This window comes from Streptomyces sp. NPDC005775 (assembly GCF_042871565.1).
Lineage (GTDB): Bacteria > Actinomycetota > Actinomycetes > Streptomycetales > Streptomycetaceae > Streptomyces.
The window spans coordinates 97,150-117,321 of the sequence record NZ_JBIAIU010000020.1 but is presented as its reverse complement, the minus strand read 5'-3'; the positions used below and the strand labels follow the sequence as shown (position 1 = coordinate 117,321).

Annotated in this window: 23 protein-coding genes and 1 pseudogene; 4 read left to right on the top strand and 20 right to left on the bottom strand. The window is 70.0% G+C overall.

What is annotated here, in order from left to right; genetic code table 11:
• Nucleotides 1-105: 105 nt before the first annotated feature.
• The 4 genes from ACFYPA_RS34360 to ACFYPA_RS34345 are packed head-to-tail and all read right to left on the bottom strand — an operon-like array spanning nucleotide 106 to nucleotide 3,779.
• The gene (locus tag ACFYPA_RS34360; RefSeq protein WP_359319374.1) at nucleotides 106-771 is read right to left on the bottom strand and encodes a response regulator transcription factor; all 666 of its coding nucleotides are present in this window, start codon (nucleotides 769-771) and stop codon (nucleotides 106-108) included.
• Entirely contained in the window at nucleotides 768-2,024 is a 1,257-nt protein-coding gene (locus ACFYPA_RS34355) for a histidine kinase (protein ID WP_359319376.1), read from the bottom strand. The genes ACFYPA_RS34360 and ACFYPA_RS34355 overlap by 4 nt, the downstream gene beginning before the upstream one ends.
• Nucleotides 2,025-2,055: 31 nt before the next feature.
• Nucleotides 2,056-2,850 carry an ABC transporter permease gene (locus tag ACFYPA_RS34350; protein ID WP_389136361.1) on the bottom strand — a complete coding sequence of 265 codons (795 nt, stop codon included), beginning with the start codon at nucleotides 2,848-2,850 and terminating at the stop codon, nucleotides 2,056-2,058.
• Nucleotides 2,847-3,779, bottom strand: a complete 933-nt coding sequence (locus ACFYPA_RS34345) for an ABC transporter ATP-binding protein (protein WP_389136358.1) — start codon at nucleotides 3,777-3,779, stop codon at nucleotides 2,847-2,849. Before ACFYPA_RS34345 ends, ACFYPA_RS34350 begins: the two co-directional genes overlap by 4 nt.
• A gap of 141 nt (nucleotides 3,780-3,920) precedes the next feature.
• Between ACFYPA_RS34345 and ACFYPA_RS34340 the strand changes: the two genes are divergently transcribed.
• Both ACFYPA_RS34340 and ACFYPA_RS34335 read left to right on the top strand, forming a co-directional pair.
• Entirely contained in the window at nucleotides 3,921-4,478 is a 558-nt protein-coding gene (locus ACFYPA_RS34340; RefSeq protein WP_389136356.1) for a GNAT family N-acetyltransferase, read from the top strand.
• Between the two features lie 57 nt (nucleotides 4,479-4,535).
• Nucleotides 4,536-4,943: pseudogene (locus ACFYPA_RS34335) on the top strand (TetR/AcrR family transcriptional regulator); the annotation flags it as partial.
• Between the two features lie 25 nt (nucleotides 4,944-4,968).
• Here the strand turns inward: ACFYPA_RS34335 and ACFYPA_RS34330 are convergent.
• The 15 genes from ACFYPA_RS34330 to ACFYPA_RS34260 all read right to left on the bottom strand — a co-directional run bounded on the left by ACFYPA_RS34330 (nucleotide 4,969) and on the right by ACFYPA_RS34260 (nucleotide 18,040).
• Nucleotides 4,969-6,522: a type IV secretory system conjugative DNA transfer family protein gene (locus tag ACFYPA_RS34330; RefSeq protein ID WP_389136354.1), complete on the bottom strand. Its 1,554-nt coding sequence runs from the start codon at nucleotides 6,520-6,522 to the stop codon at nucleotides 4,969-4,971.
• 1 nt (nucleotide 6,523) lies between these two features.
• Nucleotides 6,524-7,942, bottom strand: coding sequence for an ATP-binding protein (locus tag ACFYPA_RS34325; protein WP_359085417.1), 1,419 nt, complete (start codon nucleotides 7,940-7,942; stop codon nucleotides 6,524-6,526).
• A gap of 115 nt (nucleotides 7,943-8,057) precedes the next feature.
• Nucleotides 8,058-9,608, bottom strand: coding sequence for an SCO6880 family protein (locus ACFYPA_RS34320; RefSeq protein ID WP_219573890.1), 1,551 nt, complete (start codon nucleotides 9,606-9,608; stop codon nucleotides 8,058-8,060).
• The gene (locus ACFYPA_RS34315; RefSeq protein ID WP_389136350.1) at nucleotides 9,605-10,972 is read right to left on the bottom strand and encodes a hypothetical protein; all 1,368 of its coding nucleotides are present in this window, start codon (nucleotides 10,970-10,972) and stop codon (nucleotides 9,605-9,607) included. Before ACFYPA_RS34315 ends, ACFYPA_RS34320 begins: the two co-directional genes overlap by 4 nt.
• Entirely contained in the window at nucleotides 10,962-11,825 is an 864-nt protein-coding gene (locus ACFYPA_RS34310; RefSeq protein WP_389136347.1) for a hypothetical protein, read from the bottom strand. The genes ACFYPA_RS34315 and ACFYPA_RS34310 overlap by 11 nt, the downstream gene beginning before the upstream one ends.
• Nucleotides 11,826-12,007: 182 nt before the next feature.
• The gene (locus ACFYPA_RS34305) at nucleotides 12,008-12,316 is read right to left on the bottom strand and encodes a hypothetical protein (RefSeq protein ID WP_072489575.1); all 309 of its coding nucleotides are present in this window, start codon (nucleotides 12,314-12,316) and stop codon (nucleotides 12,008-12,010) included.
• Nucleotides 12,317-12,631: 315 nt separating this feature from the next.
• Nucleotides 12,632-13,345 (bottom strand): DUF402 domain-containing protein, encoded by a 714-nt coding sequence (locus ACFYPA_RS34300; RefSeq protein ID WP_359319386.1) that lies wholly within the window; start codon nucleotides 13,343-13,345, stop codon nucleotides 12,632-12,634.
• Between the two features lie 112 nt (nucleotides 13,346-13,457).
• Nucleotides 13,458-13,811 carry a hypothetical protein gene (locus ACFYPA_RS34295; protein WP_389136344.1) on the bottom strand — a complete coding sequence of 118 codons (354 nt, stop codon included), beginning with the start codon at nucleotides 13,809-13,811 and terminating at the stop codon, nucleotides 13,458-13,460.
• A gap of 303 nt (nucleotides 13,812-14,114) precedes the next feature.
• Nucleotides 14,115-14,735 (bottom strand): hypothetical protein, encoded by a 621-nt coding sequence (locus ACFYPA_RS34290; protein ID WP_389136342.1) that lies wholly within the window; start codon nucleotides 14,733-14,735, stop codon nucleotides 14,115-14,117.
• Nucleotides 14,736-14,819: 84 nt separating this feature from the next.
• The gene (locus ACFYPA_RS34285; RefSeq protein WP_389136340.1) at nucleotides 14,820-15,254 is read right to left on the bottom strand and encodes a DUF6892 domain-containing protein; all 435 of its coding nucleotides are present in this window, start codon (nucleotides 15,252-15,254) and stop codon (nucleotides 14,820-14,822) included.
• A gap of 52 nt (nucleotides 15,255-15,306) precedes the next feature.
• Nucleotides 15,307-15,987, bottom strand: a complete 681-nt coding sequence (locus tag ACFYPA_RS34280; protein ID WP_389136338.1) for a DUF5701 family protein — start codon at nucleotides 15,985-15,987, stop codon at nucleotides 15,307-15,309.
• 78 nt (nucleotides 15,988-16,065) lie between these two features.
• Nucleotides 16,066-16,611 (bottom strand): hypothetical protein, encoded by a 546-nt coding sequence (locus ACFYPA_RS34275; RefSeq protein WP_389136336.1) that lies wholly within the window; start codon nucleotides 16,609-16,611, stop codon nucleotides 16,066-16,068.
• A 157-nt stretch (nucleotides 16,612-16,768) separates the two neighbouring features.
• Nucleotides 16,769-16,999 (bottom strand): DUF397 domain-containing protein, encoded by a 231-nt coding sequence (locus tag ACFYPA_RS34270; RefSeq protein ID WP_359085426.1) that lies wholly within the window; start codon nucleotides 16,997-16,999, stop codon nucleotides 16,769-16,771.
• Nucleotides 16,992-17,183, bottom strand: coding sequence for a DUF397 domain-containing protein (locus ACFYPA_RS34265; protein ID WP_359085427.1), 192 nt, complete (start codon nucleotides 17,181-17,183; stop codon nucleotides 16,992-16,994). Before ACFYPA_RS34265 ends, ACFYPA_RS34270 begins: the two co-directional genes overlap by 8 nt.
• Nucleotides 17,184-17,194: 11 nt before the next feature.
• Complete coding sequence (locus ACFYPA_RS34260; protein WP_359319394.1) at nucleotides 17,195-18,040, bottom strand: helix-turn-helix transcriptional regulator; 846 nt, start codon at nucleotides 18,038-18,040, stop codon at nucleotides 17,195-17,197.
• A 209-nt stretch (nucleotides 18,041-18,249) separates the two neighbouring features.
• On the opposite strand from ACFYPA_RS34260, the gene ACFYPA_RS34255 reads away from it, so the two are divergent.
• Nucleotides 18,250-18,732: an ATP-binding protein gene (locus tag ACFYPA_RS34255; RefSeq protein WP_359085429.1), complete on the top strand. Its 483-nt coding sequence runs from the start codon at nucleotides 18,250-18,252 to the stop codon at nucleotides 18,730-18,732.
• Nucleotides 18,733-18,793: 61 nt separating this feature from the next.
• Here the strand turns inward: ACFYPA_RS34255 and ACFYPA_RS34250 are convergent, their stop codons facing one another.
• A complete protein-coding gene (locus tag ACFYPA_RS34250) occupies nucleotides 18,794-19,165 on the bottom strand; it encodes a helix-turn-helix domain-containing protein (protein WP_359319396.1) in 372 nt (123 codons plus the stop codon).
• Between the two features lie 96 nt (nucleotides 19,166-19,261).
• On the opposite strand from ACFYPA_RS34250, the gene ACFYPA_RS34245 reads away from it, so the two are divergent.
• The gene (locus tag ACFYPA_RS34245; RefSeq protein WP_389136333.1) at nucleotides 19,262-20,143 is read left to right on the top strand and encodes an NAD(P)-dependent oxidoreductase; all 882 of its coding nucleotides are present in this window, start codon (nucleotides 19,262-19,264) and stop codon (nucleotides 20,141-20,143) included.
• Nucleotides 20,144-20,172 lie beyond the last annotated feature (29 nt).

The following is a 20,172-nucleotide window of genomic DNA, read 5'->3' as shown; positions in this document are numbered from 1 at the left end:
GTACTGCAGGGGGGACCCTGTGGGAGAGTAGGACGCCGCCGAACAATTATTGTTGGAAAGCCCCGTGCCCTTGTGGCACGGGGCTTTTCTGCGTTTACCGGGGCTTCAGCCTGTGGTGACCAGATGAGTGTCGTACGCGAGGATGACCGCCTGAACGCGATCTCTGGCCTCCGTCTTCGCGAGGATGCGCGAGACATGCGTCTTCACCGTCGATTCGGCTACGTGGAAGCGCTCGGCGATCTCCGAATTGGTCCAGCCCCGGCCGATGGACGTGAGGATCTCGCGCTCTCGGTCCGTCAGTTTCGCGATCCGTGCGTCGGGGGTGGCGGGGCCGCCGGGAATCGCCGGCAAGTGCTGTACGTACGCGTCCAGGAGACGGCGGGTCAGGCTCGGGGCGACGACCGCGTCGCCGCTGGCCACCGCGCGGATGCCGGAGAGGAGGTCCTCCGGCAGCGCGTCCTTGATCAGGAAGCCGCTGGCGCCGGCGCGCAGGCCGTCGTACGCATAGCGGTCCAGGTCGAACGTGGTGACGATGAGGACGCGGGTGCGGGAGCCGGCCCTGATGATGCGGCGGGTCGCTTCGATTCCGTCGAGCAGCGGCATGCGGATGTCCATCAGGGCGACGTCCGGCTGGTGCTGGGCGACGAGCTGCACGGCTTCATGGCCGTTGGCGGCCTCACCGACGACGGTCATGTCGTCCTGGCTCTCCAACAGCATGCGGAATCCGAAGCGTTGCATCGGCTGGTCGTCCGCGATGAGCACGGTCGTCACGAGGGGGAGTCCTCCAGAGGGAGTCGGAGCCGTACCTGCCAGCCCGCGGTGGTCGGTCGGCCCGCTTCGAGGGTGCCGTCGTACAGGGAGGCACGTTCGCGCATGCCCGTGATGCCTTGGCCGGTGCCGTCGGGTGGGCCGGCGGTGGGGTGCGGGGTGCCGTTGTCCGTGATCACGACCTCCAGCTCCGTCGGACGGTACGTCAACGTGATCTCTGCGGCCAGCGGTTCCTCGGTGCCGGCGTGCTTCAGCGTGTTTGTCAGTCCCTCCTGCATCACCCGGTACACCGTCAGTTGCCGTCCGGGGCTGGGCGGGACGGTCGGCGGGGTGCCGCGGCGGTGCAGGCGTACGGGGAGACCTGCGCTGCGTACGCCCTCCAGCAGGGCGTCGATGTCGTCGAGTGTGGGCTGCGGAGTGCGGTCCGCCCTGCCCGGGGGGTCGCGCAGGACGCCCAGCAGACGGCGGAGTTCGGCGAGGGCCTGGCGGCTGGTGGCGCCGATGGCGTCCAGGGCCTGGGCGGCCCGTTCCGGGTTCTTGGTCGCGGCGTAGGCGCCGCCGTCCGCGAGGCCCGTGATCACGGAGAGGTTGTGGCCGATGATGTCGTGCATCTCGCGGGCGATCCGGGTCCGTTCGGCGGCCGCTGCCAGCTGTGCCTGCTGGTCGCGTTCGAGTTCCAGACGGTTGGCGCGGTCGACGAGGGCCTCTGTGTACTCCTTGCGCGTACGCACCACGATGCCGACCAGGGCCGCGAGGACGAACGCGTACAGGTGAGGGACGAAGAGCCGGTCCCAGTCGCCGGGGGAGCGGCCCGAGCCGGCCGCGAGGGGGGCGAGTACGAGGGCGCCGGAGCAGACCAGGGTGCGCACCGGCCTCCTGAGCGCGATGTTGAAGACGACGATCTCCTGGAGGAGCGCGGCCTGGATCGCCGCCCCCGTCCAGCCGTTGGCCAGGGAGAACGGCGCCATGAACACCAGCACGGCCATCGGGTGGCTGCGGCGCCACAGCAGGGGGGCGGAGAACGCCACGCTCATCGTCAGGACCAGCGACTCCGACACGTTCGGGTCGACGGCGACCGTGCGCCAGCCGCCCGACGAGACGTCGAGGACGGCGAACAGGACCCAGAACGTGGTGAGCAGCCCGTTCCATACGAGGGGGCGGCGGCGGTCGAACGAGCGGACGCGCTGGAGCAGTCGCTGGATGTGGCCGGTGAGCGGGGAGGTGCCCGCCGGCCGGTGTGTGTCGTTGTCCGTCACTTGTCCATCCTCGCGTCCGGCTCTGACCGCGTCATGCGTCGCGGTGTCGCAGCAACGCGGCTGCCGCGGTGAGTGTGGCCGCTGACCACAGGACGAGGGCGAGGAGGGCCCCGCCGGGGGATGCGGCGTCGGGGAGCTGTGTCGCGGAACCCAGGACTCCGGCCGCCTGGGTGGGGAAGCAGCGGATGACCGTTTCCACGGCGTCGTACGGGAGCATGCCGAGTACCTCCGGCAGGACCATGACGCCTCCGATGAAGGCGCCGATCGCGCCCGGGACGGAGCGGAGCAGGGCGCCGAGTCCGAGGGCGATGAGGCTGAGGAGGGTGGCCCCGACCGCGTTGCCCGCCACGGCGCGGAGGACGCCGGGGTCGGTCAGGGAGGCGGCCTGGTCCGTGTCGTGGAGGAAGAGTTGCGCGACGACGAACGTGAGCAGGGAAGTCGCGAGCATGACGCCGAGGACGGTGGTGGTGAAGACGGCTGCCTTCGCCCACAGGACGGGGAGCCGGCGGGGGACGGCGATGAGCGAGGCCCGGATCATGCCGGAGGAGTACTCGCCTGCGGTGACGAGGATGCCCAGCACCACTGTGCAGAGCGTGGCGAGCGTGGTGCCGTAGAGGACGAGGATGACGGTGTCGACGTCCGAGTCGCCGCCGTCCGATGTGTAGGTGGTGCCCATGACGATGCCCACGGCGAGGATGAGGGTGGCGGCGGAGCCGAGGGTGATCCAGCTGGAGCGCAGGGTGTGGAGCTTGTGCCATTCGGAGCGCAGTACCCGGGTCGGGGTGATGCGGTAGGGGTGCGGGGTGGTGGACGTCGCGGTGGTCATGCCGGGGCTCCGGTCGGTTCGGGGGCGGGGGTCCGGTACTCGACCGATTCCTGCGTGAGGTCCATGAAAGCCTGCTCCAGGGACGCGGCGAGCGGGGTGAGTTCGTGCAGCGGGATGGCGTGGGCGGCGGCGACGCGTCCGATGTGGGCGGAGTCCGTGCCGCGGATCTCCAGTTGGTCCGGGCCGTCCGCGCGGGTGATCTCGATGCCGGGGCCGCGCAGGAGGTCGGACAGGGCGGGGGCCTGCGGGGTGACGACCTTGACCGCCCTGCCGCCCGCGGTGGCGACGAAGTCGGCGACCGTGGTGTCGACGAGGAGACGGCCGCGTCCGATGATGACGAGGTGGTCGGCGGTGAGCGCCATTTCGCTCATCAGGTGCGAGGAGACGAGGACGGTGCGGCCCTGGGTGGCGAGGGATCTGAGCAGGTTACGGATCCAGAGCACGCCGTCCGGGTCGAGGCCGTTGACCGGCTCGTCCAGGATCAGGGTGGCGGGGTCGCCGAGCATCGCCGCGGCGATGCCGAGTCGTTGGCCCATGCCGAGCGAGAAGCCCTTGACCCGCTTCCCGGCGACGGCGGTCAGGCCGGCCAGGTCGAGGACGTGGTCGACGCGGCTGCGCGGGATGCCGTGGGTGTGGGCGAGCGCCATCAGATGGTGGAAGGCGGTGCGGCCCGGGTGGACGGAACGGGCTTCCAGCAGGGCGCCGACTTCGGTGAGGGGTGCGCTGTGGGTGGCGTACGCACGTCCGCCGATCGTGGAGCGGCCGCGGGTGGGGGCGTCGAGGCCGAGGAGCATGCGCATGGTCGTGGACTTTCCGGCGCCGTTCGGGCCGAGGAAGCCGGTGACGGTGCCGGGGCGGACCGTGAAGTCGAGGTCCTGGACGACGGTGGTGTCGCCGTACTTCTTGGTGAGTTCGTATGCCCTGATCATGGGGTCGACGCTACGGAGGGGGCTGGTGCGGGGCGTCGGACCGGGGGCGGGATGTGGTGGCGGGCGTAGTACCGGGGTACGACGCTTCGGCTTTGGCCGAATCCGTTTGCACGGTCGTGGGTGGCCGGTCAGGATCGGCGTATGGACTACGTGATACGCCCGGTGCGTGCCGGGGAATGGCAGCTGGTCAGGGAACTCCGACTGGCCGCCCTGCGGGATCCGGTGGCACCGGTGGCTTTTCTGGAGACGTACGAGCAGGGCCTGGAACGGTCGGACGACTTCTGGCGGGAGCGGGCAGCCGGTGCCTCGGAGACGGGGGCCGGCGGGGTGCGGCAGTTCGTCGCGGAGGCGCCCGACGGCAGCTGGGCGGGCACGGTGACCGTGCTGATCGAGCGGCCGGAGGACGAGGTGCGGTTCGGTGAGGCGGCCGCGGTCCACCAGGCGCATGTGGTGGGGGTGTTCGTACGGCCGGAAGCGCGGGGCAGGGGGCTGGCCGAGGAGTTGTTCCGGGCCGGGACGGAATGGGCGTGGTCGTTGGGTGAGCCGTTGATCGAGCGGGTACGGCTGTATGTGCACGAGGACAATCCGCGGGCGGCGGCTCTGTACCGCCGGATCGGGTTCGTGCCGACCGGGGAGACCGTGCCGATGCCGGGTGATCCGACGGCCCGGGAGGTGGAGTACGCGGTGGCGCGTCCGTAGAGCGCCTGGTTCAGGGGGTGCCGGCGCGTACGGCGGTGGTGGCCAGGGTGGTGTAGTTCATCCCGGCTGGAGACGCAGACGAGTGCGCTGCGCGAGTCCGCGGGCACCGGAACGGTGACCGGCAACCTCACCGCCGCGATGAGCACCCTGTTCGGACAAGGTCCGTTGGCGATCATTCCGCTCATCACCTTCAGGGACGAGCTGCGTACCCGGTTGCGGCAAGTCAGGCCCGGAGGCGGCGTCGCGATCCTCGCGGAGGCCACGACCGCGATCTCCGCCCATCTGGCTGCCGAGCGTGAACGGGGCCGCATCGCGGGCGACGCCGACGTTGACTCGCTCACCCTGTCCCTGGTCGGCGGCGGGCACCTCCTGTTCACGGACCGCGAGCCTCCCGGGCCGCCTTCCGGTGCAGCCGTCGAACGGTTCGTCGCCGCGGCCATCGCCGACGCGGTGCGGCGTCGGCCGGTGCAGGTCGTTTCCCGGCCCTGGTTCAGAGGGTGGTCGGGGTCTGGAGCTGCTCGGTCCAGCGGGCGCGGGCCTGTTCGCGGGAGCGGAGCAGGGCGAGGGTCGGCAGGCCCTGGTCCTCGCCGGTGGCGAGGAGTTCCGGCAGCCGGGGCAGGGGTGCGACGGCCGCGATGTCGTCGAGGACGAGGGTCATTGGTGGGTCGAGCCGACCGCCGGATGACCGTGCGGCCATGCGGCGGCCGTGCTCGACCACGTCTGAGACGAGCGCGGTGAGCAGGGGCATCGCCCCGGGGCCCGAGCGCGGGTTCTCGATGGGTTCGCCGACCACGTAGAGGCTGCCCCCCTCGTCCGCGAAAGATGCCAGTGCCAGCGAGTCGGCGCGATTCGGTGTGCAGGCGTCCCGGATGTGGACCGAGGAGAGGGCGCCGAAGGCCCGTACCGTCAGTTCCTGTGCCATCTCCCGGCGTTCGGGGTGGGCGGTGAGCGCGGATTCCAGCAGTCCGGCGAGTCCGGAGGCCGCCTTGGGGTGCGTACGGAGCAGGCGTACCGGTTCGTGGGCGCTGCCGCCGAGGGCCCAGCGGTGGACCTGGCGGAAGGGGCGGCCGTCGATCGCGGCGGCGTGCAGCCAGCACTGGAGGAGGGTTTCCGCGGTGTCGGCCGTCGCCGCGTCGATGCGGGACTGCGGGCGTACCGGGGCGAGGAGCGCGGCAGATCGGGCGGCCGCGCGGTCGGGCTGTTCGCAGCCGGTGGTGGGGGCCCAGTGGAGCCGGGCGGGGGTGTCGCAGAGGTGGCCGGGGTCATAGACGAGGACCGGGCCGAGCTTGGCGCGGGCGTCCTTCGTCTCGGCCCAGACGCTGGGGTCGGAGGTGACGACGACCACGGGTCCGTCCGCCTCGCGGATGGCCTGGACGGCGGTGGGCCGGCGGGTGGCGGCGGAGCCGTAGACGACGAGGGGCGTCCGGGGGGAGGGCACGACGGGCGGGAGGGGAGCCACGGGGGCCAGGGGCTGGGTGGTGGGGGCGTCTGGCTGGGCCGACTGCCCGGTGGCGGTGGCGGTGGCGGTGGCGGTGGCGGTCAGGGGAGTGGGGGCGGCGACGGGGGTGGGCTCGGGTGCGGGTGCCGGGTGGGGGGACGCTGCTCGGTCCTCGTGCGCGTACTCCTGCGAGGGCTCGCTCCTCGGCTCCAGCAGCTCGGCGCGCCGGCGTGCCCGTACGCCCCGCCAGCGGGCCACCACGCCCATCACGAACACGGTCAGCACCACGAACACCATCAGTTCGCCGATGAACAGGCCCCAGAACAGGCCGTAGCCGGAGAGCTCCCCGGCCGGGGTGACCGGCCAGGCGGCGGGCAGGTCGTGCGGGGCTTCCACCAGCCGGCGCATGGCCAGGGGAGTCTCGGCGAGGGTGACGCCGTCGGGCCAGCCGCCGTGGGCGAGGAGGCCGGCCAGGCCGGTGGCCGTCCAGGCGAGCAGCGTGAGCCCGAGCAGGAAGAGCAGCAGGCCGATCAGCAGCCCGTCGGGGATGCCTCCGCTGTTCCCGTTGCCGCCGCCGCGTACGTCTCCGCGCCCCGCACCCGCCATGTCATGCCACCGTTGACTCGGACGACTCGTTCAGCCGTTGCTGGTTCTCGATCCGTGCCGCGCGTTGCTCCGCCTCCAGTTCGGCGGCCCGTACGTCCTCCGGGAGGAGGTCGGTCGAGGAGGACTCGGTCATGGCGCGGTCGGTGAAGACGAGGGGGCGTTCGGCCTCGGTGATCAGGTGTTTGACGACCTGTACGTTGCCGTTGACGTCCCAGACCGCGATGCCGGGGGTGAGGGTGGGGATGATCTCGACCGCCCATCGGGGCAGCCCGAGCACCAGCCCGGTCGCTCTCGCCTCGTCGGCCTTCTGGGCGTAGATCGTGCGCGTCGAGGCCATCTTCAGGATGGCCGCCGCTTCCCGCGCCGCGGCTCCGTCGACGACGTCGCTGAGGTGGTGGACGACGGCGACGAACGACAGCCCGAGCCGGCGGCCGAACTTCAGCAGGCGCTGGAAGAGCTGCGCGACGAACGGGGAGTTGATGATGTGCCAGGCCTCTTCCACCAGGAAGATGCGCTTCTTGCGGTCGGGCCTGATCCAGGTGTGCTCCAGCCAGACGCCGACGATCGCCATCAGGATCGGCATGGCGATGGAGTTGCGGTCGATGTGCGAGAGGTCGAAGACGATCAGTGGGGCGTCGAGGTCGATGCCCGCGGACGTCGGTCCGTCGAACATGCCGCGCAGGTCACCGTCGACGAGCCGGTCCAGGACGAGGGCCACGTCCAGGCCCCAGGCCCGTACGTCGTCTATGTCGACGTTCATCGCCTGGGCGGATTCCGGTTCCGGGTGGCGCAGCTGGTCGACGATGTCCATCAGTACCGGCTGGCGGTCGGTCGTCGTCTCGTTCACGTAGGCGTGGGCGACCTTGAGCGCGAAGCCGGAGCGCTCGTCGAGGCCGTGGCCCATGGCGACTTCGATGATGGTGCGCAGCAGGGCGAGCTGCCCGGTGCTGGTGATCGCGGGGTCGAGCGGGTTGAGGCGGATGCCGCCGTTGAGCGCCGAGGTGGGGTCGAGGCGGATGGGGGTCAGGCCCAGTTCCTGGGCGATGAGGTTCCATTCGCCGACGCCGTCCTCGCCCTGCGCGTCCAGGACGACGACCTGGCGGTCGCGGAAGCGGAGCTGGCGCAGCACGTACGTCTTCTCCAGCGCGGACTTGCCGTTGCCGGACTCGCCGAGCACCAGCCAGTGCGGGGCGGGGAGCTGTTGCCCGTACAGCTGGAAGGGGTCGTAGATGTAGCCCTTGCCGGAGTACACCTCGCGGCCGATGATCACGCCGGAGTCGCCGAGGCCGGGGGCGGCGGTGGGCAGGTAGACCGCCTGCGCCTGTCCGGTCGAGGTGCGGACGGGCAGCCGGGTCGTCTCCACCTTTCCGAAGAGGAAGGCGGTGAAGGCGTCCGACAACGCGGACAGCGGATCTCGCATGGCGTGACCGACCTCCCTTTCGTCTCTCTCGGTCGTGTGCGGTTTACGACTACGGCTTACGGCTTACGGCTTACGGTTCGCGGTTCGCCCTCGGGGCTCGCGCTCGGGATCGCGGCTAGCGGCGGATGCCGGTGGCGAACGGCAGGGTGTTCACGAACGCTCGGTGGTGCTCGCGGTCGCACCACTCCAGCTTCAGGTACGACTTGCCCGCCGAGGCCCGGATCGTCCGCTTGTCGCGGGCGAGGGACTCGGGCGAACGCGACGACACGGTGATGTACCCCACGAGGTTCACCCCGGCCGCGCCGCTCGCGAGATCTTCACCCCGCTGGTCGAGCCGGCCGTGGGCGGCGATATCGCGGGGGTCGACGGTGCGGTTCATCTTGGCCTGGCGGCTGGCCTCGGCCTCGTCGTTGGTCTTCTCGGTGAGCATCCGCTCGATGGCGATCTCGGTGGGTTCGAGGTCCATGGTGACGGCGACCGTGCGGATCACGTCGGGGGTGTGGACGAGGAGCGGTGCGAGGAAGTTGACGCCGACGGGCGTCATCGGCCACTCCTTCACCCAGGCCGTGGAGTGGCACCAGGGTGCGCGGGTGGACGACTCACGGGTCTTGGCCTGGAGGAACGTCGGCTCGACCGCGTCCAGTTCGGCCGGCCAGGCGTTGCGCTTCGTCATCGCCTGGATGTGGTCGATGGGGTGGTCGGGGTCGTACATGGAGTGGACCAGGGAGGCGAGCCGGCTCTGGCCGAGCGGCTGGCGGACCCGGATGTCGGCCTCGGCGAGGCGGGCGCAGATGTCGGTCAGCTCGCGGGCCATGACGACGGCGAGGCCGGCGTCCCGGTCGAGCTTGCGGCCGGCGTGCGGGCGGGCGGCGCGGGCCATGGCGTTGGCCTCGGCGGCGAGCTCGCGGGTGAAGTGCATGCAGGCGACGAGGTAGGCGCGGTGCTGCTCGCTGGAGGTGGAGACCATGGACTGGAGCTGCTCGTACGACTCCTGCAGCCAGCCCGGGGAGCCCTTGTCGCCGCGCTGGGCGACGTCCTTCGCGTGGGCGTCGGGGTCGGCGGGCAGGGTGCGGGCCAGCATCTGGATACGGGTCACGAAGCCGTCGCCGTTGGCGACGTGCTTGAGCAGCGTGCCGAACCGGTCGACGAGCGCTTCCTGGTCCTCGCTGTCGCGCAGCCCGACGCCGGGCCCCTCGATCTCGATGGCCGCGGTGACGGTACGCCGGTCGGCGTGCAGCAGTACGGCGATCTCGTCGGGCCCGAAGGGTGCGGCCAGCCAGTTGATCCGGCCGATGCCGGGGGGCGGCCCGATCTCGACCTCGCGCCCGTCGGCGCTGACGCCCGCCTCCATCGCGGTGGAGCGGTAGGACGTGCCGCGGCGCAGGGAACGCTTGAAGCTGCGGTTGATCTCAAACCATTTGTAGAAGGTGCGGTGCTTGTACGGGACGTAGACGATCGCGAGAGCGAGCAGCGGGAAGCCGGTGAGCAGCACGATCCGCAGGGACAGGACCGGGACGAGCAGCCCGCTCATCATGCCGAGGAACGCGCCGCCGATGATCAGGGCGATCTCGCCCGTCTCACGGTTCTTGCCGACGATCGCGTTCGGCCGGGCACGGCCGATGAGATACGTACGGCGGGGCGCGATCGGATGGGACTGCGTGCTCAACGCCCGCCACCTCCTGTGCTTTTGTTACCTGAACTGCCGGATTCGCCGCGTGGGCTGCGGCTGCCGTGCGGGGTGCCGGACGTGGGGCCCGAACCGCTGCGGGGCGGAGGTGCGGCGGAGGGGACAGATCCGCCGCCGACCCCGCTCCCGGAGTTGCGGGAGCTGTGCGCGGCGACTCCGCCGCTGACCGGGTTGGACGGCCGTCCGCCGCCGCTGTTGCCGCCACCGCTGTCCTGGCCGCCGCCGCGGCTGCTGTGGGTCTTGATCCCCTGCGAGACGAGTGCGGCGGGCGAGCTGATCATCGCGGCGGCCTGGGAGCCGTCGGTGGCCTGCTTGCGGTTGGTGCGGGCGCCCTGGATCTCGTCGCCGAAGCCGGGGACGAAGCGGTAGATCATGCCGGAGGCGAAGATCGCCAGCAGGATGATGGCCAGCCCGGAGACGACGGCCGAGAACGCGTCCGGGCCGTCGTCCGAGGACAGCGCGCCGGCCAGCCCGAGCACGATGACGATGACCGGCTTCACCATGATCACGGCGACCATGATGCCCGCCCAGCGGCGTACGTGTCCCCACATGTTCTTGTCGACGAGTCCCGCGTACACGGCGGTTCCGAGCAGGGCGCCGACGTAGAGCAGGGCGGCGCGGATCACGAGCTCCAGCCAGAGGATGCCCGCGGCGAGGATCGACACCAGCGAGACGACGATCAGCATGATCGGCCCGCCGCCGATGTCGGCGTCCTTCTTGAGCGCCTCTGCGAACGACCCGAAGAAGACGTCGGTCTGACCGCCGGAGGACGAGGAGATGACCTCGGTGACGCCGTCGGTGGCGGAGACGATCGTGTACAGGATCAGCGGCGTGAACGCGGACGCGAGCACGGTGAGCCACAGGAACCCGATGGCCTCGGAGATCGCGGTGGTGACCGGCACGCCGCGGATCGCCCGCTTGGCGACGGCGAGGAGCCACAGGACGAGCGTCAGCACGGTGGAGGCCGCGAAGACGATCGCGTACTGCTGGAGGAAGCGGGTGTTGGTGAAGTCGACGTTGGCGGTGCCCTTGACGGCCTCGCTGAGCTTGCCCACGATCCACGCCGCGGCGTCGGCGCAACCGCGTCCGAGGGAGGTGAGGGGGTCGAGGGAGGGGTCGACGCTGTTGGGGAGGTCGGACTGGGGGGCGGAGTTGTCGCCTTCGCAGTAGTTCTTGGCGGGTCCGATCAGCAGGTCACAGGCCCTGTTACTCGGACTCGGCGTCGGAGTCGGAGATGGCGTAGGCGCGGCGACGGCACGTGCGGAGAGGAGGACAGCGGCTGTCTGTACTGCAGCCAGAGCGGCGACAACGGCGCGAACGCCGAACCGAGGGCTACCTCGCATAAGTGAAGCCTCCGTACTCCTCGACAGCCTTGCTGATCTCGTCAGAGCTGGAAGCGGCCACGTCCCCAGGGACCGGGGCAGGCCCGTCTCTCTGTGTGTCGTCGACGGCCTTCCAGCCTTCGTCTGTCCACGTGAGTTCGACGGTCCAGGTCTTCCAGGAGGTACTGACGGGGTCGGTCGAACCTGGACCGGACATGCCGATCAATGCCGTGTACCAGACCGATACCTTGGCCGTGTCGCCACCGTAAAGCTCCAGCTTGGTGCCTACGGGAATGGTCCGCGAAACAAAGGTGCTGTCCTGAGGTGCAATTCCATCGGCGTCAAGGCCCAGCTTCTGGAGGAAACCCGGTGAGTATGCGGCGTCCTGGGGTGCCCTCAGCTTGTTCGCGGCGTCAGAGGTGTAGATGCTGTCCACGATTGCGTGACGGCTGTCCTTCGTAAACATTCCGACAGAGCCGAGTGCTACCGCGAAGTTGGACGCAGCGCTCTGCGCCCCCTGCTCGTCGTGCGCGAAGCCCGAGGGGATCTCACCGTTCTTCCCCGTCACCGGCTTCGTCCCCGTGGCCGCTGTCGGCGCGGCTCCTGCCTTGCTTCCGCCGCCGCCCCCCGACGTGCCGCCCTTGTCTCCGTCGCCCCCGCCCAAGTTGGCGAACGCGATGGCTGCGAGGAGCAGGACGATCACGCCCACGACCGTGACCAGCGAGCGGGAGCTGCGGGGCGGGCGGCGGGGGCCGTAGCCGTCGCCGCCCTCGCCGTCGGGGAGGCGGGTGCGGGTCTGGCGCGTGCCGCCGAGGGTGCTGTAGCCGTCGCCCGTACGCCCCGAGTCGTTGCCGTAGCCGTCGTCGTGACTCATGCCGCGCACGCCCCCTCAACCGTTGCCTGAACCGTTCCTTTGTACGACGGTAGCCGTGCTGGTTCCCGCGTGGACGCGGTGTGGTGAGTCGACATCAGGGAGACGCAACCTCTGCCGGTGGGCACGACGGACGGATGGTGAGGGGTGGGCGGGGACGCCCCTGGGCATGAGCTGACGGCTGGTTAGACGGCCATGCCGTAGACGATGGTGAACACGGTCCCCAGTGATCCGATGATGAACACACCGGTCAGGCCCGCGACGATCAGCCCCTTGCCCTGTTCCGCGCTGAACGTGTCGCGCAGGGCCGTCGCACCGATGCGCTGTTTCGCCGCGCCCCAGACCGCGATGCCGAGGCAGAGCAGGATCGCGATCGCCATCACGACCTCGATCATTACGCGGGCCTCGTTGCCCAAGGTCCCGAACGGCCCCCAGTTCGGGGCGATTCCGCCGATGATGGTGGTGATGTCGCCCTTCTCAGCTGCCAGGATCATGTAAGTCACCGCCCCTGTTGGGTAGTTCGATGCCCGTGTCGCTTGGCACGAGTCACCCTCTATCTTCGCTGATGAAACTGCTCTCGTACGACGACTTGACGGCTCTCTTTACCCGGATCTCGTACATATGACCGGTCTGGCCGCCCTGACCTGCGGATCGAATCGGTGTGTGAGCGATTTGTGTCTGGTTACTCTGTGTATCACGGAGGGTGACGCCGGGCAATGATTGCCATCGCGCCACCCTGGCCGAGACCTGCGAGGAGGCCGGAACCGCACCCGTCAGGGGTGATGCGGGGAGGTCGGGGCGGCCATGGGTCACAGGAGCGGGTGGCGGGGGACCGGTGGTCGGGGTGGGGTGCGCCAGGCCTGGGGAGGCCGGAAATCGCACCAGGAGCCGTCGAAGGGAAACGTTCCGGCCTCGGCGAGCCGGGCCACTCTGTCTCCCTCGGTCCTGATGGCCGCGGCCTCCTCGGCGGTCCAGTACGCGGGATGGCCGGTCTTCTCGGCGAAGGACTCCTCGTCCTTCCACCGCCAGGTCCGGTCCGGTGACACGTTGATGTCGAGCTCGTGGTCGGCGATGTCGATGTCGGCACCGCGGTGGACCCGACGCTCCAGATTGACGTACCAGCCGCGGAACTTCTGTCCACGGCCGAACAGCCACAGGACGGAGTGCGCGGCACCCGTCGGCTGGTGGAACAGGGCGTTGCCCATCGGCCACCGGTCGGCGATCACGGGGTAGCCCTCGGCGGGGCGCTCGTGCGGGGCGATGTCACGCAGGTGTGTGGCACCGCGCGGCAGAGCCGTGCGCCACATCGGGGTGCCCGCCTCCATCCAGACGAGCTGGCCCTCGGGCGTGCGTTCGACGAGGCGCACGGGTACGGAGGCGCTCAGGTGGCCGCCTATGAAGAAGTTCCAGTGCAGGATCTGCCCCGGTTCATCGCTGACGCGGTCGACCGCGTCGATTCTCGCGTCGTATCCCGGCTCGGCTTCCGTGCCGTTGCCGACGACGTCCCTCTTGCCCGTTTTCATGCATTTGATCATGCCCGCGTGGAGGTCCCCGGACACGTGCCCGGCCGTCCGGCGCTGTCGAGTTCGCGCGATCGCGCGATCCCGCGGTCCGTGTCCGAGCGGCGGGTGGCGCTCAGTGACCTCCCCGGTTCTCCACGCATGGCCCCATTCCCGGCTGCGGCTCGGCGTAGGCGCCGTGCACCTGAATGGTCAGCTCCTTCTCCGTCAGGTGCCCGGACACGCACACGTCTCCCGTGTGAACGCTGTAGAAGCCGTTCCCGACGTAGACGCCGTGCTCTTTCCCGCAGCCGAGATTCTTCAGCGACGCCGTGATCCGCTTCTCACTCACGTCACCCTCCTTCCGGGCCTTTTCCAGCTCGTACCGGATGAGCCCGGCCGACACCTCGCCCTTTGCCTGCTGGGCCGGGCTGAGATCGGCGGACATGCGGTAGGCGTGGTTGTCGGCGTAGTTGGGCGGTCCGTCCACGCTGCTTCCCTCCTGCGGCACGGCAGCAGAAGGCGCGGAAGACGCGGAGGGAGGCGTGCTCGGAGGGGGCTCGGCCGGCTGGGCGCACTTCGGCCGGGGGGTGAACGACGGTCGCGGGACGGCCGGCTGAGCTTGCTGCTGCCCGGCGTGTTCGGTTCCGCACGCGGTCACGGTGAGCGCGAGAAGAACGGCTGCTGCGGCGGATGGCCCGAGGTGTGTGGTGAGGGACATGACAGGAGTCTCGGGCTTGGGCCGCGCCTCGTCCAAGAAGAATTCCACCGCGTGGGCTCCGCCGGCTCGCAGCTATCCGCGCAGCCCCACGATTCCCCAGCCGCGAAGGGCAGTCCCGGACAGGACGGATCCCCAGTCCTCCAACAGGTCGGTGAAGGCTTCGAAGGTGCCCGCCCAACCATGGGCGCCGGCGGCGTGCTCGTCAAAGGCCCCTCGCAGCCCGGGGAGCAGGGGCCGCACGCGTTCCCACGTCGCAGCCAGCCCCCGAACGCTGTCCGGCGAGCGTGCGAGCAGCAGGTCATGCGCGAGGGCGGGATCATCGCTGAAGAAGCCCGGATCGGTTTGGGAGGCCTCGCCGTCCATCCCCTGCCAGACCAGTCCCAGCAGCAAGGTGTCCAACTCGGTCCGCAGAAGCGGGTCTGCATGGTCGCGTACGTCCTCCCACCGCTCCCCGGTCCAGAAGTGCGCCTTGTACGAGCCGAGGGTGCGCCGGAACTCGTAGACGGCGAAGGAGCCGCTGTGAGGCCCCCGTGGCCATGTCCACTCGCCTTCGGGCAGTGCCGGAGCGTCGTGATCCCACAACCCGGTCCCGTCGTCGTGCCATGCGTCCCGCAACCGCGAGAGCCTCTTGTCGCGCGCCGCCTCTCCCAGCCATGCCCAGTCGGCGGGCAGCACGGTGATGTCCATTCCCATGCGGTCAGCGTACGGATCAACAGCGCTGCGGCTGAGGGCCACGGGCGGCTTGCCGAGCTGCCTCGCGGACGGCTGCCGGCGCCCTCAGTCGACGGCGATGCCCCGGGCCGCCAGCACGTCGACGTCGAAGGCGGCGCCGATTCCGCAGTCCTCGACGCCGGAGATCAGCTTCAGGTTCGGCAGCAGATCGAGGTCGTCGAGCGAACCCACGTCAAAGAGGTCGTCCTCGCCGTCCCAGACCGGGGAGCACTCCTGGTACACCGAGAGCCCGCCGTCGAGGATGAGCTCCTCGACCGTCGCGAGCAGCTCCGTACTGATCTCCAGTGCCTCGAAGTATGCGCGGGCCTCGGGGAGCACGGTGTAGGTGAGGTCGTTGTCGTACGCGTAGGTCTGTGGGTCGTCGACTCCCTTCGCCTTCAGGCAGTCCGCGATGCGGAACGCCGGCGTCAGGGTCTCGTCCGTGTACATGAGCTGATCGATGACGAGCAGCTTGAGGTTGAAGTCTCGGAAGGCAGGCATGCCGGGAGCGTAGCGAGGAGGTGTGACAGTCGGCCGGGGTGGTGCCGCACCTCTACGCGTCAGGGAGGTGGCGACCCGTGGTGGAGCCGAAGCCCAGCCAGGTGTGCCGGTTGCCCGCCCAGCACCATCCGGCCTTCGGAGCGTTGCGTCGCTCCCGGCCGTCGCGGCCGGTGCCGTTGCTGATCCAGAGCGCCGGGGTGCGGGCGTCCAGGGCGCCGTTGGCCTTGCGCAGCCGGGATCCGATGGTCATGAAGCAGTGGTTGCGCTCCAGGGCGGCGGGCTGTTGCAGCACCCAGTGGATGCCCTCGGTGAGGAGCAGCGGGGTGCGGCCCTGCGCGGCGAGGGCGGGCAGCGCTTCGTCCGGGCTCCAGTTCGCCATGTGGTCGCCCCGGTCGATGTCACCGAGGACGTGGAGCGGTGCGTCGGGGACCGTGATGGTGTCGAGCGGGGTGAAGAGGTCGACATCGGGCATGTCGACGACGACGAAGCCCTGTTTGTCGTCGCGACGGAGCAGCGGGGCGAGCGCCGACGCGGGGGCCCGGTCCGGGTGGACGGTGAGCAGCCCGCCCTGTACGGCCCCGCCCGCCCCGGCCGCCTTGGCGAAGCCGCGGATCTCGGCTGCGGTCAGGCCGGCGATCTCGTGGATCCCGAGCTCGATCAGCGTCTCACCCTGTGTGGTCAGGGGCGGCAGGGCGGGGAGAACGGCGGCGGTGACGGGGGTGGGCTCGGGCACGATGCTCCTCGGGCGGCTGCTGGTGACAGGGACGGCCGGAGACGTAACGAGGCGGCGCGGCTTGAACGTTCCCCTCACTCATGTCTGGCGGACAGGGCCTCGTACCGTGCGGCGGCGGTGGTAGGCGACGGCGACCGCGCCCACGAGCGGGCCCCAGAGGATGAGCGGCTGGTACAGCAGGCCCACGACGATGTGGCCGGTGTGTGTCATGTCGGTGTGCGGGAAGGTCCACCACCACGCCATGGGTGTCCACAGCGCGGTGAGGCAGCCGGCTCCGACGAGCGCGGCCACGGTGGCGGCCAGGGGGTGGACCGTACGCCCGCCGATGCGCGGGATCCAGCGCGGCAGTACTTCGCCCCACGGGCGCACCAGGCCGGTGGTCAGGAGTGCCAGCAATTCGGTGGCCACGCTCAGGAACAGCATCCATGCCTTCGCGCCCGGGGTCTCGAAGCCCGCGAACCCGTCGGCCGTGTAGCCGGACGGGAAGCCGATGACGAGCGCGATGCGCCAGAGGCCGGTCGGCAGGACGACGAGAGCGGCGAGGTGCGCGGAGCGGACAGCCCAACGAGGGGCGGGCGAGGTGGCGACATCGGCCGGGGAGTGGGGGTGCTGTGTCGGGCGCATGACGTCAGCCTTTCGCGCCCGCACACCCGTATCGCCGTTCCCGGGGGTGAGTTCGGCACCGCCGAGAGGAGGAGAGGGCGCCTGGGCGCCTCCGCCGCCCGAGGGGGAAGCCGTCATCCTTCGTGCGCCGCTCCGGCCCCGGCGGGCCGGGCGGTCGTCAGCCGGCGGGCTCGGTGAAGTGGTCGAACTCGCCCGCCCGGACTCCCTTCGCGAAGGCCTCCCATTTGGCGCGAGTGGTCGTGACGATGTTCTCGGGGTCACTCGTCTCGCGGAGATGGACGAGGTCGTTCCCCTCACCGAACGCGATCTCGATCCACGGGCCGGGGCCGGTCTCGTCCTCGGGGGCGGCGCGGGCCCAGGTGAGGGTGGGGAGGGCCTTGTCAGCCATGGGGGTGCTGCTCCTGCTTGAGCGCGCGGAGGAGGGCGTGCAGGGCGGTGGGGGTGGTGTGGAGTATCGCGCCGGTGGGGTCGCCCGACTCCCTCACTCTTACGGTGCCGTTGCCTGCGGCCACGTGGACACACGAGTTGCCCTGGGCGCAGTAGGACGACTTCTGCCAGACGCTTGCGGTCATCTCGGATCCCTTCACAGGCTGAGCGCGATGGTGTGGATGAAGGTCCTGGACTCTTCCCGGCCGAGTGCGATGCTCTCCATTCGGTTCAGGAGGACTCGGTACTTCTCGAGCTGGGGGTCGGTGTCGAGGAACACGGGGCCGTGCGACTGGTCCAGGTTGATGGTGTCGAGTTGGCGGACCGGACCATGTGAGTAGTAGATCGACTGGCCCGAGCCCGCGAAGCTGCCCGCAGAGAACGGAATCACGTGGAGCGAGATGTGCGGGAGCTCGCTCAGCGCCAGTAGGTGCTCCAACTGCTTCCGGGCGACCACTGTGCCGCCGAACTGCATGCGAAGAGCCGCTTCGTGGATGACGACCTGCTGGGGGACGGGTTGCTCCCGGTACAGGACGGCTTGCCGTTTGATGCGGAACGAGACCCGGTGTTCTACGTCGGGTGGGGGCAACGCCGGTACGTCCTGCCGGAACACCTCGCGGGCGTGCTCGACCGTTTGGAAGAGCCCGGGGATGTGCACGGTCACCGCGGTGCGGAGATGTTGTGCGTGGTGTTCGACCTCCGCGAGGTCGAGCAAGGGCCCGGGAAGAATTTCGCGGTACTCCTCCCACCAGCCGCGGTTTCGGTCCGCCGTCATTTCGCAGAGCGCGGCGATCAGTGCCTGGTCGGTGCAGCCGTAGTGGCCGGCCAGAGCGCGTACGCGGTCGGGGCTCACGCCTACGCGGCCGGCCTCCATGTTGCTGATCTGGTTCTGCTGGACGCCCAGGATCCGGCCTGTCTCGGTGGCGGTGAGACCTGCGTGCTCGCGAAGTTTGCGCAGTTCGGCGCCGAAGCGGAGTTGGCGACCCGTTGGGTTGCTTCTCACGGGCGTGTTCGCCTCCTTGAACGGCTGGTCACCCACAAGGGTGCGAGTTTACGGATATCTCGCGATTCGGTTAACACGTTAACTGCGACTCGCTAGCTTGGTCTCAGGCCATCCGCCCGGAAGCACCCCGCTCGACGGAGCGGCCTCGTCACCGGGTACCGCAGGACCCCTCATCGACGCCTCCCCGCCCCTCGTGATCGGAGAACTCCATGCCCGCAGCCACCGTAACGCCGCCCTGGACCTACACCCTCCAACTCCCGCAGGATCCCCGGGCCCCCGGAGTCGCCCGCGCCACCCTCCGTAACGTGCTCCGCGTCCACGGCATGGCCGAACTCACCGAAACCGCCGAGCTCCTGGCGAGCGAACTCGTCACCAACGCCTACCAGCACTCCTCCGGCCCGTACTCCCTGCGCATCCGCGACGCCGGACGCAGCCGCGTCCGCCTCGGCGTCTGGGACACCGAACCCCACATCCCCGCCCCCTTCCGCTGGACCGCACAGGCCCCGGAAGAACTCACCGAACGCGGACGCGGGCTCTACCTCATCACCCTCTACGCCGAGAGCTGGGGCGCCTACCCCATGCGCGGCGGACTCCCCGGACAGGGCGGCAAACTCCTCTGGGTGGAGTGCGTCGCCAAACCGGATCACCGGGGCGGGTTCGACGAGGCCCACTGGGGTTTGGCGCGAGAGTAGATCTTGGTTGTGGCAGATCGCGTGCTGGGACGCCAACGAGTGGCTGTGACCAGCACGTTCGCTACAGGCACTGGCCTGCCTTCTCCTCCGGCCCTCGACCGGCCGGCCGCTCGCGACCCCAGGCGGCCAGCGGCTGGAGCGCGTCGTTCAGGTGCTTGCCGTCCTCGGTCAGTGAGTACTCGACGCGCGGCGGCACCTCGTCGTAGGAGACACGGTGCACGACACCGTCCGCTTCCAGCTCGCGCAGGTGAGAGGCCAGCACCTTCTCGGAGATCCCCGGAAGCAGTCGACGCAGCTCGCCGAAGCGACGGCAGGGGTGTTCGTGGAGCGCCCAGAGGATCAGCACCTTCCACCTGCCGCCGATCACCTCCATCGCGGTGTCGATCCCGCAGACGTGCCCGTCCGGTGTGCCCGGCCGGTTCAGCGTTGTCATGCCGCACCCTTCCGACGTGCTCGCTCACCCCGGGGTAACCACCCACTGCGAAGTGCGTACTTGATCACCCCCGGACTTGTGGCCAGCCTAGTCGGCATGGCACAGAACACTGTTGAGAAGACGCCCGTCACGCTGCTGGGCCTCGGCGCGATGGGTACCGCGCTGGCCCGTACCTGGCTTGCCGCCGGCCACCCGCTGACCGTCTGGAACCGCACCCCGGCCCGCGCCACGGCGCTCGCCGCTGAGGGGGCAAGGGTCGCGGACACCGCCGCTGAGGCGGTCGCGGCGAACACCCTGGTCGTCGTCTGCCTGTTGGACGACACCTCGGTCGAGGGGGTGCTGGCCGGCACCGACCTGGCCGACAGGGACCTGGTCAACCTGACCACCGGCACCCCTGCCCAGGCCCGCGCCCGCGCCGAGTGGGCCCGCGAGCGCGGCGCCCGCTACCTGGACGGCGGGATCATGGCCGTCCCTCCCATGATCGGCGTCCCGGAAGCCGGCGGCTACGTCTTCTACAGCGGCTCGCCAGAGCTGTTCGAGAGGCACAAGGAGACCCTGGGCGTCCCGGTAGGCACTACCTACGTCGGCGAGAACGCGGGCTTCGCGGCCCTGCACGATGTGGCCCTGCTCAGCGCCATGTACGGGATGTTCGCCGGGGCCGCGCACGCCTTTGCTCTGATCCGTAACGAGGACATCGACCCCGAGGCGCTCGCCCCGTTGCTCGCCGACTGGCTCGTCGCGATGGCCCCGGCGGTTCACCAGACGGCCAGCCGGCTGCGGAGCGGTGACTACACCAAGGGTGTCGTCTCCAACCTCGCTATGCAGGTGGCCGGCACGCCGACCTTCCTGAGCACCGCCGAGCAGCAGGGGGTCAGCCCGGAACTGCTCAGCCCCTACTTCGAGCTGATGCGCCGCCGCCTGGCCGAGGGCAGCGGCGAGGAGGACCTGACGGGCGTGATCGACCTGCTGGTGCACTGACCGGCCACTTGCCGCCCGAGAAGCGACCG

Coding starts and splice junctions, on each gene's coding strand:
- ACFYPA_RS34250 (WP_359319396.1), bottom strand. CDS start 19,165: ATGACAACGCTGAACCGGCCGGGCACACCGGACGGGCACGTCTGCGGG.
- ACFYPA_RS34255 (WP_359085429.1), top strand. CDS start 18,250: ATGCCCGCAGCCACCGTAACGCCGCCCTGGACCTACACCCTCCAACTC.
- ACFYPA_RS34345 (WP_389136358.1), bottom strand. CDS start 3,779: ATGATCAGGGCATACGAACTCACCAAGAAGTACGGCGACACCACCGTC.
- ACFYPA_RS34340 (WP_389136356.1), top strand. CDS start 3,921: ATGGACTACGTGATACGCCCGGTGCGTGCCGGGGAATGGCAGCTGGTC.
- ACFYPA_RS34310 (WP_389136347.1), bottom strand. CDS start 11,825: ATGAGTCACGACGACGGCTACGGCAACGACTCGGGGCGTACGGGCGAC.
- ACFYPA_RS34300 (WP_359319386.1), bottom strand. CDS start 13,345: ATGAAAACGGGCAAGAGGGACGTCGTCGGCAACGGCACGGAAGCCGAG.
- ACFYPA_RS34315 (WP_389136350.1), bottom strand. CDS start 10,972: ATGCGAGGTAGCCCTCGGTTCGGCGTTCGCGCCGTTGTCGCCGCTCTG.
- ACFYPA_RS34275 (WP_389136336.1), bottom strand. CDS start 16,611: ATGCGCCCGACACAGCACCCCCACTCCCCGGCCGATGTCGCCACCTCG.
- ACFYPA_RS34325 (WP_359085417.1), bottom strand. CDS start 7,942: ATGCGAGATCCGCTGTCCGCGTTGTCGGACGCCTTCACCGCCTTCCTC.
- ACFYPA_RS34330 (WP_389136354.1), bottom strand. CDS start 6,522: ATGGCGGGTGCGGGGCGCGGAGACGTACGCGGCGGCGGCAACGGGAAC.
- ACFYPA_RS34285 (WP_389136340.1), bottom strand. CDS start 15,254: ATGCCTGCCTTCCGAGACTTCAACCTCAAGCTGCTCGTCATCGATCAG.
- ACFYPA_RS34290 (WP_389136342.1), bottom strand. CDS start 14,735: ATGGGAATGGACATCACCGTGCTGCCCGCCGACTGGGCATGGCTGGGA.
- ACFYPA_RS34265 (WP_359085427.1), bottom strand. CDS start 17,183: ATGACCGCAAGCGTCTGGCAGAAGTCGTCCTACTGCGCCCAGGGCAAC.
- ACFYPA_RS34350 (WP_389136361.1), bottom strand. CDS start 2,850: ATGACCACCGCGACGTCCACCACCCCGCACCCCTACCGCATCACCCCG.
- ACFYPA_RS34305 (WP_072489575.1), bottom strand. CDS start 12,316: ATGATCCTGGCAGCTGAGAAGGGCGACATCACCACCATCATCGGCGGA.
- ACFYPA_RS34270 (WP_359085426.1), bottom strand. CDS start 16,999: ATGGCTGACAAGGCCCTCCCCACCCTCACCTGGGCCCGCGCCGCCCCC.
- ACFYPA_RS34245 (WP_389136333.1), top strand. CDS start 19,262: ATGGCACAGAACACTGTTGAGAAGACGCCCGTCACGCTGCTGGGCCTC.